The organism is Campylobacter sp. RM9331 (genome assembly GCF_020137685.1).
GTDB lineage: Bacteria > Campylobacterota > Campylobacteria > Campylobacterales > Campylobacteraceae > Campylobacter_E.
In genome coordinates, this window is the sequence record NZ_JACGBA010000030.1 from 1 (window position 1) to 10,724 (window position 10,724).

11 protein-coding genes are annotated in these 10,724 nt (G+C 26.9%); 5 read left to right on the plus strand and 6 right to left on the minus strand.

Annotated elements, in window-relative coordinates; all coding sequences use genetic code 11:
* From AVBRAN9331_RS09320 to AVBRAN9331_RS09330, 3 genes are all read left to right on the plus strand, one after another.
* Nucleotides 1-410: hypothetical protein (locus AVBRAN9331_RS09320; RefSeq protein ID WP_336612884.1), on the plus strand; the 410-nt coding region annotated here is incomplete at its 5' end.
* A gap of 5 nt (nucleotides 411-415) precedes the next feature.
* Nucleotides 416-991, plus strand: coding sequence for a hypothetical protein (locus AVBRAN9331_RS09325; protein WP_214118886.1), 576 nt, complete (start codon nucleotides 416-418; stop codon nucleotides 989-991).
* Complete coding sequence (locus tag AVBRAN9331_RS09330; protein ID WP_336612885.1) at nucleotides 992-1,546, plus strand: hypothetical protein; 555 nt, start codon at nucleotides 992-994, stop codon at nucleotides 1,544-1,546. It abuts the gene before it with no gap.
* 5 nt (nucleotides 1,547-1,551) lie between these two features.
* On the opposite strand, the gene AVBRAN9331_RS09335 is transcribed toward AVBRAN9331_RS09330, so the two are convergent.
* From AVBRAN9331_RS09335 to AVBRAN9331_RS09360, 6 genes are read right to left on the minus strand one after another with little or no spacing between them, the layout of a single operon-like run.
* Nucleotides 1,552-2,238 (minus strand): energy transducer TonB, encoded by a 687-nt coding sequence (locus AVBRAN9331_RS09335; RefSeq protein ID WP_336612886.1) that lies wholly within the window; start codon nucleotides 2,236-2,238, stop codon nucleotides 1,552-1,554.
* Nucleotides 2,235-2,597, minus strand: coding sequence for an ExbD/TolR family protein (locus AVBRAN9331_RS09340; protein ID WP_336612887.1), 363 nt, complete (start codon nucleotides 2,595-2,597; stop codon nucleotides 2,235-2,237). The genes AVBRAN9331_RS09335 and AVBRAN9331_RS09340 overlap by 4 nt, the downstream gene beginning before the upstream one ends.
* The gene (locus AVBRAN9331_RS09345; protein WP_336612888.1) at nucleotides 2,594-3,019 is read right to left on the minus strand and encodes a MotA/TolQ/ExbB proton channel family protein; all 426 of its coding nucleotides are present in this window, start codon (nucleotides 3,017-3,019) and stop codon (nucleotides 2,594-2,596) included. The genes AVBRAN9331_RS09340 and AVBRAN9331_RS09345 overlap by 4 nt, the downstream gene beginning before the upstream one ends.
* Complete coding sequence (locus tag AVBRAN9331_RS09350; protein ID WP_336612889.1) at nucleotides 3,019-5,478, minus strand: TonB-dependent receptor; 2,460 nt, start codon at nucleotides 5,476-5,478, stop codon at nucleotides 3,019-3,021. The genes AVBRAN9331_RS09345 and AVBRAN9331_RS09350 overlap by 1 nt, the downstream gene beginning before the upstream one ends.
* A gap of 53 nt (nucleotides 5,479-5,531) precedes the next feature.
* The gene (locus AVBRAN9331_RS09355) at nucleotides 5,532-6,143 is read right to left on the minus strand and encodes a hypothetical protein (RefSeq protein WP_336612890.1); all 612 of its coding nucleotides are present in this window, start codon (nucleotides 6,141-6,143) and stop codon (nucleotides 5,532-5,534) included.
* Nucleotides 6,140-6,874 carry a tetratricopeptide repeat protein gene (locus AVBRAN9331_RS09360; RefSeq protein WP_336612891.1) on the minus strand — a complete coding sequence of 245 codons (735 nt, stop codon included), beginning with the start codon at nucleotides 6,872-6,874 and terminating at the stop codon, nucleotides 6,140-6,142. Before AVBRAN9331_RS09360 ends, AVBRAN9331_RS09355 begins: the two co-directional genes overlap by 4 nt.
* A gap of 92 nt (nucleotides 6,875-6,966) precedes the next feature.
* Between AVBRAN9331_RS09360 and AVBRAN9331_RS09365 the strand changes: the two genes are divergently transcribed.
* Nucleotides 6,967-8,046 (plus strand): cytochrome-c peroxidase, encoded by a 1,080-nt coding sequence (locus AVBRAN9331_RS09365; protein ID WP_336609016.1) that lies wholly within the window; start codon nucleotides 6,967-6,969, stop codon nucleotides 8,044-8,046.
* Nucleotides 8,047-8,227: 181 nt separating this feature from the next.
* The gene (locus AVBRAN9331_RS09370) at nucleotides 8,228-10,711 is read left to right on the plus strand and encodes a hypothetical protein (protein ID WP_336612892.1); all 2,484 of its coding nucleotides are present in this window, start codon (nucleotides 8,228-8,230) and stop codon (nucleotides 10,709-10,711) included.
* Nucleotides 10,712-10,724 lie beyond the last annotated feature (13 nt).

Genomic DNA, 10,724 nt, shown 5'->3' on the forward strand with positions numbered 1-10,724 from the left:
TTTGCAAAGAATATAAACAAAATTGGGTAGAAATTGATAAAAAAGAGCTTGATAGAACACTAAACTCACTAAATATGCCATCTTTAGGTTTACCTAAAGATTTACTTTTAGGTTATATAGATAGTAAGAAAATGCCAAGCGTTGAAGAATTACAAGCTAGAGTTAAAGAAAAAGAAAATTTAAGAAATAATGCAATAAATACTAAAGAAGAAATTAAACAAGAAGAAAAAGAAGAACAAACTAAAGAAAAACCATTCGAAGCCATAGAAGTAAAAGGCACAAGCACTCGTGAGAATATGGAAGAAATACTTAGCAAAATTAATATTCAAAATATCAAAGATGAAAGAGATTTATTAGCTATTTTAATGGCGTATAAAAATGGCGAGAATTTATATGATAAAAGGGTTTAGTTAACATGACAATCATAAATAACAATCAGAGTATTTTGGATTTAAGGCAAATATTTTTAAGAGATGAGATAAGGACTGAAACTAATAAAGATTTAAATTCTAAGCCAGTAAGCTCTGATGATTTAAAAGGCATTTCTAATTTATATAATCACGATAATTGGGGCAAGAGTTTTAGTGGGGTTAGTAAGAATGGCGAAGTTACTATTTATGGCAAACTATTAGGGCTTGATGATAAAAGTAGTTTAAATGAATTAAGCGAACTTTTAAGCTTTATTATGACTAATTCAAATTCAATAAACGGGCAAATCGCCTTAAATGATGAGCTAGAAAGCTTATTAAATAGTGATTTAAGCATAGAAGAATTTAAACCTAGATGGCTTTTAGCAATTACTAAGGATTTAGCAGCAAAAGAGCTAGATACTAAAGAGATTAAAAGAGAACCGATTGAAGTAAAGAGCGATTTAAATGTGTATAAAGAAAACTTAGCAAACTTGGTAAAATCTCTAAGAGAGCAAAAAGATAGTTATGATGCTTATGTTTTATCTATGCTAGAAACCGAGTTTATAAACAAAAGGACATAAATGCAAATCAACCCATCTTTAAATCAAATAAATCTTATTAATACAAATAATAAAGATTTAAAAAAGATAGATTTAAGCAAAGAGCTTAGCCAAATTGCTAAGCCTAATGATATGTTTGATTTGTTTTTACAAGTTCAAAATGATTATAAGACAGATAGTATTTATCAAAGAGCTTTTGCAAAGCATTCTGATATAGAGATTAAAAAAGATTTGCAAAGCTTTTTGCAAGCAAATCCTATAAATAGTAGTAGTGGTAGCTTTACATATTATGATAATTTAAGATTTAATTTTAGCGATGATGAAAGGCTTTTTAGATTATTTGCAGATGAAAAAATAAGCATAGATGATTTTAAGAAAGAATATCTAAAAATAAAAGCTGAATATGAAGAAGAAAAACCTAGAGAAAAAATAGAAGTAAAAGGCACTAGCACTCGTGAAAGTATGGAAGAAATACTTAGCAAAATTAATATTCAAAATATCAAAGATGAAAGAGATTTATTAGCTATTTTAATGGCGTATAAAGATAGTAAGAATTTGTATGATAAAAGAATTTGAATAAGTCAAATTTCTTCGTTTGTTTTGTAATTAATAACAAAAGATATTTTCATATTATGTGCTTGTTTTGGGATTTTGTTTTTGACTTTTCTTATTGTTTGTTTTGTTTGCTGCAAAAACATTTCGTGAGAACTTTCTATAATATTTATAGTAAGCTCGTCGTTTTTTATCATAAAATTACCTACTACTTTGCCTTTAATATTTAGCATTTTTGCTCTTTTTGGGTATTTTTTATATTTATTTAAAAGCTCATTTATAAACAAGGCTAAAGCTTTATCATTTAAACCATTGCTGGAATTATTGTTTAGACTATTTGCGTTGGCTTTTCCTTCAATATTTGTTCCATAATTTTGATTAATTTCTTGCTTTTCTTCTTGTTTTACAACTTGTTTTACTTCAGGCTTTATAACTTGTTTTACTTTTTTTATTTCGCTTTGTTTTTTTAATTCTTCTTTAGGTTTGATTTTTTTCTTTATACCTTCTTTAATCTCTTGTTTTGCTTCAGCTTTAACTTCTTCAAGCTTTTCTTCCACTAACTCTTCTTTAGGGCTATCTTGTATAAAGCTAAAATTACTAGCATTTAAGCTTATGCTTGTTTGATTTTTTAATTTGCTTTCATCTTTTACATGTATTATAGAAACGGCAAAAACTTGAGCTAAAAATATCAAAACAGAAATTACAATTATTTTCATTGTTTAAGCCTTGTAAGTATTGTGTAATTATTAAAATTATTATTTTTTAATTCATAAATTACTTTTATAAAATCTTTAAAATACAATTCTTCATCACAAATTATGTTTAATTTCTCATCTTTATTAATTTTGCTTACCAAATCATTTAAACTAATTAAATCATCGTTTACTCTTAATTCAAATTCCTTTGAAATTATTAAAACATTTGCTTTGGTTTCAGCATTTTGTTCGCTTTTACTAAGTGGTGGGGTTACATCAATTGCTTTATATTTTACAAAACTTTGTACGCTAAGTGATATTATGATAATTACTAGCATTACATCAATTAATGGGATTATGTTTAAGGTAGGTTTATTCATTTTGTAACAAGATTATTTAATTTTTTATATTTTACAATCAGCTTTGCATTGTATCTATCAAAAATATTAAATATTACTAAAGCAAGTATTGCAACAATAAGCCCGCCCGCAGTAGCTTTTAAAGCACCACTTAATGCACTTATTATCTTACCAGTATCATCAATATTGTTAAAACCCATCATTATGCCAAAAACAGTTCCCAATAGCCCTATATAAGGTGCGTTTTGGGCTATGATTGAAAGAATTATTAGATTTTTGCTAATTCCTATTTCAAATTCTTCTAAACTTTTATAATTTTCATATTTGAAAACACAATAAAACACAATTCTTTCAATCAAAACCGCAATACATAAAGCATTCATTACACCTAATATAATAAAAACTATAAAGTCTATTTCATTTTCTAGCAATAAATTTGGCATTAAAATTTCGCTCCTACTTCAAAATAAAACGACCTACCTTGCATCATAGAATATTCGTTATTCGCTCTTTTTGTATTAAAAACATTTCCTATATCAATACTTGCGTAATAATTTACTTTTTTGAATTGATTTTCATATTTAAGTTTTAAATCATATAAAATGCTAGAGTTTTGATGAGCTATCTCATAAGCCTTCAATTTAGTAGTATCATTTATTATAAAATCATAAGCTCTTTCATAATCATATCCAGCTTCATAGTGAATAAAATTTGATAATGTAAAATTATTAAAATTATGCGTTGTAGCAAGTCTAATAGCCCAAGGTTTAGCAAAGCTTAGATTTGGTTTATCTTCTATTTTTATGACTTTTCCATCCCACATAATATTTTCTTTATCATAGCTTCTTCCGTTCTTATCAGGTCTTGTATTGCTATCAAGTAAGCTAAAAAGGTCTGTTGTATAATCTTGCATATTCTTTTTATTAATAGCATAATTAGCTATTAAAGCAAAGTTATTTTTAACACCAAAAATATCTATTTCATTTGCATTGCTAATACTTAAACTAAAATTATGATTTTTTGATTTTCCTATATTTGCGTAATATGTTTTTTCTATTCCATCGCTTTCAATTATGCCTAATCTTTTTGATTTAGCTGTCATTATTAAGTCTTTTGAATTTCTAAAAATATATTTAAAATCGTAACTAATATTAGAAAATTTTTGATGATACAAAAACGCAATCTCATCATCATAAGGAGTTTTTAATTTATTTTGGCTCATTTTAGGGCTTTTAAAATCAGCTTTTAAGCTCCATTTTTCTTGAGCTGTTGTTCTTGTATAAGTTTGATTTGATGAAGAAATGAGCGAGTTTAAAACATAAGCATAAGGCATTCTTCCATAATATCTTGCATAACCTAAACTTACTTTGCTATCTTCATTAAACTCATAATCAGCTTTAATTCTAGGAGCAAAATTAAAATTCTTATACAAATCATCATAATTTGCTCTAGCACCAAATCTTAAAGTAAAAGCATCTAAGCTAAACTCATCTTCTAAATAAAATGCAAGATTATTTGATTTTACTACATGTTTTGTTCCATCATATTTAATCAAACTAGATAAGAATTGCCCTGCATTATTAAATGAATCATCTTTTAAACACGCAATATCATTTGCTAAACACTCACCACTTAAAGTTTTAGGAGTTGCATAAATTGCACCATTTTCATCAATTTGATGGCTTACTTTTGTATTGCTAAGAATAAAACCTGAATTTAAAGTATGATGATCTAAATAATATTTAAAATCAAAATCTAAGCTTAAATTATCTTGCAATCTATCAACAGCAGTAGTTGATCCAACTCTTGCTATACTAGAATTGCTCCAATTATTTATATTTGAACTCTTCCAAATTTGCATAATGCTAGTATCAGAATCTCTATTGTAATTTAATTTAGAATAAGATAAGTTTGAATCTATTGCATAATTATCGTTTTCATAAAATAAATTGATTTTTGATACGATATTTTTTTGAGTAATTGAGTAATGTCCGTTTAAATTATCGCTTGTATTGTATTCTTGTTTGCTAGGTGCATAAATTATGCTTGGAGTTAGGATTATTCCATTATCTGCAATATAATTAAGTTTTAATAAAAAGTTTTGGCTTATATTTTTAATATCATAAGAATTCTCATCAAGTGCTTTGCTAGGCTTTGTAATAACACTTCTTAAGTTTGAAAAATCAAACAAAACTCCAAATTTTTCATTAAAAGTATTTGAAAATCCAAAATTTGTATTATATTTTTTCCATTTTTTTGAACTTGTATTGCTTAAATCATTTTCATAAGTTGTTATTCTAACAAGGCATGAAATATCATTTTCATCGCAATCAGGATATAAAGTCTTAGTTAAATTACTTGAAGTAAAACCAAAATTAACATAAGAACTTAAATCCTTGCTAGGATTTTTGCTCTTGCTATCAACTACACCACCTGTAAATTCGCCGTATTTAGCAGGGATAAAGCTATCAAATACTTCTACACTATCAAGAATATTAGTGTTTAAAAATACGCCTTGAGATGGTGTTGCAAACTGCCCTTTATCATCTAATACAGTACTTGAACCCGCTGGGTCAATATCGTTTGTAATGCTTATTCCATCAAGGGTAAAATTATTTTGATAAAAAAGACTTCCGTTTATACTTATTTTATCAGGCACAATATTTGCACCATTAAAGCTTGAATTATTGCTTACATCAAAGCTTACATTTGGATTGTATTTTAAAATAGAGCTTATGTCTTTATTATTGCTTGCAAAATTTTTTAAAAATTTATTTGAATAAATAGTACTTTTTTGATTAATAATCAAACTAGCACTTTCACCAATTACATCAATACTGCCAACATTAATTTCTGCTAAAGCACAAGAGCAAATAATAAAACATTGAAAAACTTTCTTCATAAAATCCCCAAAATAATAATCATTATTAGATTATAATATAATGAAAATTAAAATCACTTTAAATTAAATTTATTTTTATCATAAAGTTCTTTTAAATCTTTTGCTCTAATTATTACGCTTGATTTTTTTATATTGTTAAAATTTGCATTAATTAATATAAGCTCAATTTTATCACTAATCTTAAAAATACTAAAATCTCTGCAATATTTAGCATTGCATTTAGTGTTAATTCCTATTTCAAATTCATCATAATCACTTATATAATAATCATCAAGATTTACCTTGTTTTCTTTGATTAACTCATATTTAAATAATAATTCTTGTTTTAAATCTTCGTAATTTTTATTAAGTTCGTATTTTATTTGCTTTAAAATATCATCTTTAAAAATAAGCCATAAAAAATAATTATTTTCATCAATATTACAAGCTAGACTTCTAAGACTTTTATAAGCTTTTTTATCACCAAACATTTTCTTAAAAATTTCGCCTTTTTTTGTGTTTGGCAAGAAAGATGAGCGCAGATTGCATGTGTAAGGTCTGCTTTTTCCATATTCATAATTAAAATAACTATCAACTTCGCTAGAATTAAACTCATTTATTTTAATACCAAAATCATAGGAACTTAAACTTATAAAAAAACTTGATATTAATAATAATTTTTTCATTTCTTATCCTTAATTCTTTCGTAATTATTACAAGATGTAAAACTTCTTAAATCACAAGCTTTTTTATAAAATTTCAAAGCATTTTCTAAATTATTTTGTTTTTCATAAATATTTGCACTCATCATACAAGCTAGGTTGTAATTTAGTTCGCAAGCTTTTAAGAAGTATTTTAAAGCAAGTTTTAAATCATTTAAATTATATTTTTTAAAATACGCAAAATAGCCTATCTGATAGCAAGACGCGGCTAAATCTAAATCACAAGCTTTACTATGATTTAGCAAAACATAATCATCATTTATAGGTAAATAATATTGATATAAATTTGCAAGCTCATAGCAAGAATTTGCGTATTTTTTATCACAATTTTTCTCATAATAATTTATTGCTTTAAGAAAATCTTGCTTAGTTTTAGCTAAAGAGTATTTATAAATATTTCCTAGATTATGACAACTTTGCAAATAGCCTAAATCACAAGCTTTATTTGCTAATTCTTTTGCTAATTGTGTATTTTTCTTAGCACCATTAAAATAAATCATACTTAGGCGATGACAAGCTAAGGCAACATCTTTTTCACAAGATAGTGCTAATAATTTTTTAGCTCTTTTAATATCACTATTTATTAAGCTAATTGCTAGATTTGTGCAAGATGAATAATCATTTTCTTTACATTTGTTCGCTAAATCACTAGCTATTGCATAAACACAAAAAAACAAAATAAAAAGTTTTCTCATAATCTTTCCTTTTTTATTGATTATAATTATTAATATTTAATATTATTAAATAATTATTAATATCATTATAAAAATTACTAAAAGGAGCTTGTATGAAAAAATTAATATTTTTAGGATTTGCACTTAGTTTTGCAATTTCTAATGAGCTCAGTTTTAGACAAATTAGAGAAGATATTTTTAATATAGATGATAAAACTCTAATCGCTTATGCTAAAAAAATAAGACTAAAAGCAATCCCTAGCAATGCTTATGAATTAGAAGAGCTAATTAAAAATACAAGCCCTGATTATGAAATATATCCAACTACAACTAAAAGAATTGAATTAGGCAAAAAGCTTTATTTTGACCCAAGACTTTCAAGAAGCGGGCTAATATCGTGCAATACTTGTCATAATTTAGGCTTAGGTGGAGTTGATGGCATAGCAGCTAGTACAGGACACAAATGGCAAGCAAATCCACATCATCTAAACGCTCCAAGCGTTTATAATGCAGTGTTTAACCCGAATCAATTTTGGGACGGCAGAGCAAATCATCTAAAAGAACAAGCAAAAGGACCTATCCAAGCTAATGTAGAAATGGCAGAAGATAGCCAAATCGTAGTAGAAAAAATCAAAAGTATTCCTGAATATGTAAATGAGTTTAAAGACGCTTTTTCAAATGATATTAATATTGATTTTGACTTAATTGCAGCAACTATTGGCATATTTGAGCGAACTTTGATAACTCCTTCAAGATATGATGAGTTTTTAGAAGGCAATGTAAATGCTTTAAGTTTTGATGAAAAACAAGGGCTTAGAACATTTATTAATAAAGGTTGTGTTTTATGCCATTACGGGATAAATGTTGGCGGAGCATTTAGGGGTTTTGGCTTTGTTAGGTATCAATATGTAAATTATGGAGATTTTAACGGAAATGAAAACAATAGAGTAAAAGTTCCTACCTTAAGAAATGTAGCAAGAACAGCCCCATATTTTCATAATGGCAGTATTTGGAGCTTAACTGAAGCAGTTGAATCTATGGGAAGAATTCAGCTTGGAATTGAACTAAGCGAGCAAGAAATCAAAAATATAATAAGCTTTTTAAAATCACTTAGTGGCAAACTACCACAGATAGTTTATCCAGAACTCCCACCTTCAAGTGATGAAACAATACGCCCTAAGCTTGATTATTGAAATTAATATAAATAATACAAATTACTATTGGTAAAATTTAAATTAAGTTTGAAATATAGTAAGATGTAAATAGAATTCTAATTTGAATTTTTAATTTATATTTAGATTTTAATAATTAGTATTAAATTCATATTAGCTTAAGTTAATTTGGTAATAATTATCGTTTTTCAAAGGAGAACGAATGAAAACCAAATTATCTTTATTATTATTTGCAAGCTTAGTTTATGCAAATGATTTAAATGTAGGTGAAATTAGCGTAGAAAATAGACAAAATCTAGCTAATGGGGGGGGGTATTCAAAATACTCAAGTTATAAAATATATAATTTTCAAAACACAAATTCAAGTAAAAAAATAGATGAGGTTGTAAAGCAAAATTCTAATATATTTTCAAACTCAACTGATAATATATCTACAAATCAAGCAGAAATCAGCCCAAAGGATTTTAGCATAAACGCAGCACCGTTTTATCAAAACGCATTTTTAGTAAATGGGATGAGTTTTGATAATGCGATTGACCCAGCAGGTAATCAAAACATAAACGCAGCATCACTATGGAGAGCACCTGTTATGGGAGCTCAAGGCAGCGTGATTAATACAAATATTTTAAAAAGTATAAAAGTTTTAGATAGTAATGTTAGTGCAAAATACGGCAATTTTGAAGGTGGGGTAATAGATACTAAACTAAAAGACCCAATTAAAACATTTGGAGCTAGAATATCTACTAGCTATACAGATGGCAACCTTAATAAAATCATAATAGATGAAGAAAACAAAGCTTCTTATGAAACAAAAAGTGGCAAAAACCTAAATAATAATTTCGTAAAACAAAATCAAAATATTTATTTAGAAAGTCGTTTTAGCGATGATTATGGGATTTTGTTTGATTATTCAAGAACAACTTCAATGATAAAAATGCCAACAAAAAGAGAAGTTTTAGCGCAAGGATATTTTTATCCTAATCAAAGTAGAAGAAATGAAAACTTTTTATTAAAAGGCTTTATTGCTTTAGATAATCATATAATTAGGCCTAGCATTATCTATGCACCTAGCATTTATAAGGGCTTTTTAGAAGGTGTGATTGATTCTAATTTAGAAGCTAAATTTGGCGGGATAATTTCAAATATTGAGCTTTTTAGCGAATTTGATAGCTTTAATATCACTCAAAATTTAGGCTACAGCATTCAAGATAGTGCAAGGTATTTTGATAAAAATATGAAATTTGGCTTTTTTACAAACAAAGTTGCAAATTGGGGCATTGGAACTTACTCTATGAAAGGTGGTTATGGAGATATAAGGGAACGAACAAAGGAGTTAAATTATAAGCTTGATTTTGAAAGCGATGTAAAAGAGTTTAAAGATACAGAGCATACTTTTTATGCAGGACTTGAGCTAAGTCATAAAAAAGCTTCTTATGAGACCTTAAAACACTTAGCAGAATACTATAATCCCGCTATTTTACCTAATGATGTGGTTTGTAAGGATGGTGATGTATTTTGCCTAATGGGTGATGCTGTGGATAGGAAAGGCAATGCAGGAGCAGGGCAATATCTAAAAAACGCAACTTTTACTCCGGAATTTAAAACAGGAATTAGCGCAACTAATTTTGATTTATATTTAGAAGATGATATTCAATACAAAAGATTTAATCTAAGATTAGGTGCAAGGGGAAGCTATGATGGTATTATTAAAAAGTTTAATATAGCTCCTAGAATTACAAGTGAGTTTGATTTATTAGGTGATGAGAGCAATTTCTTTGGAACTGGTTTTAATAGATATTATGGTAAGAATTTCTTCACATATAAGCTATATGATAAGATTTATTCTTATACACAATTTCTAAGTAGAACCGATTATAATGAAGAGTTTAAGCAAACTGGCGGTAAGAAAAATATGTATAATTTTAACGAGTTAAAACGCTCATTTAATGATGAGTTTAGCGTATTTTATAGGGGCGAGTTTAAAAACACAAAGCTTAGTTTAAAATACTTAAAAAGATTAGGCAAAAATCAAGTGGTTTTAAGCGATAAAGAAACTTTAGGCTTAGCCAATATTGATGATGAAAATTTATCAAAAAATTATAAAGTTTATACTAATTTAGGCACTTCAAAAGCTGATATTATAAGCCTAGATATAGCAAACGCTAAAAGCATTGAAATCTTTAATACCTTAAATGATTTTAGCCTAAGTGCAAGCTATACAAAGAAAAAATCAGATTTTAAAGATTATAAAAGCGATGAGTGGGATAGAAATAATCAAGTTAAATATAATGGCGAAATAATAGCTCAAAAAGACCTTCCGATAATTGATTATTATGATAAATACAAAATCACCTTTTTATATAATTTAAATATTCCTGATTATGGTTTAGGATTTACAAATTTATTTACTTTTACACCTAGCAAAAAGGCTTTAATTTCTAGCTATAATAGAGCTGAACGCATTAGAGAATATGAGTTAATTAAGCTAAATAATCACTTCACTTGGGATATGAATATAGCTTATAAATATAAAATGAAAAAAGATATTGAGTTTTTTGCAAATGTAAATATTGAAAATTTATTAAATACAAAAAATAAAATAAACGCAAGCAAAAAAGACGATAAGCTAATATATGATTATGCAAGTGGAAGAAGCATAATGATAGAAGTTGGGCTAAACTATTAATCTTTAACTCTAG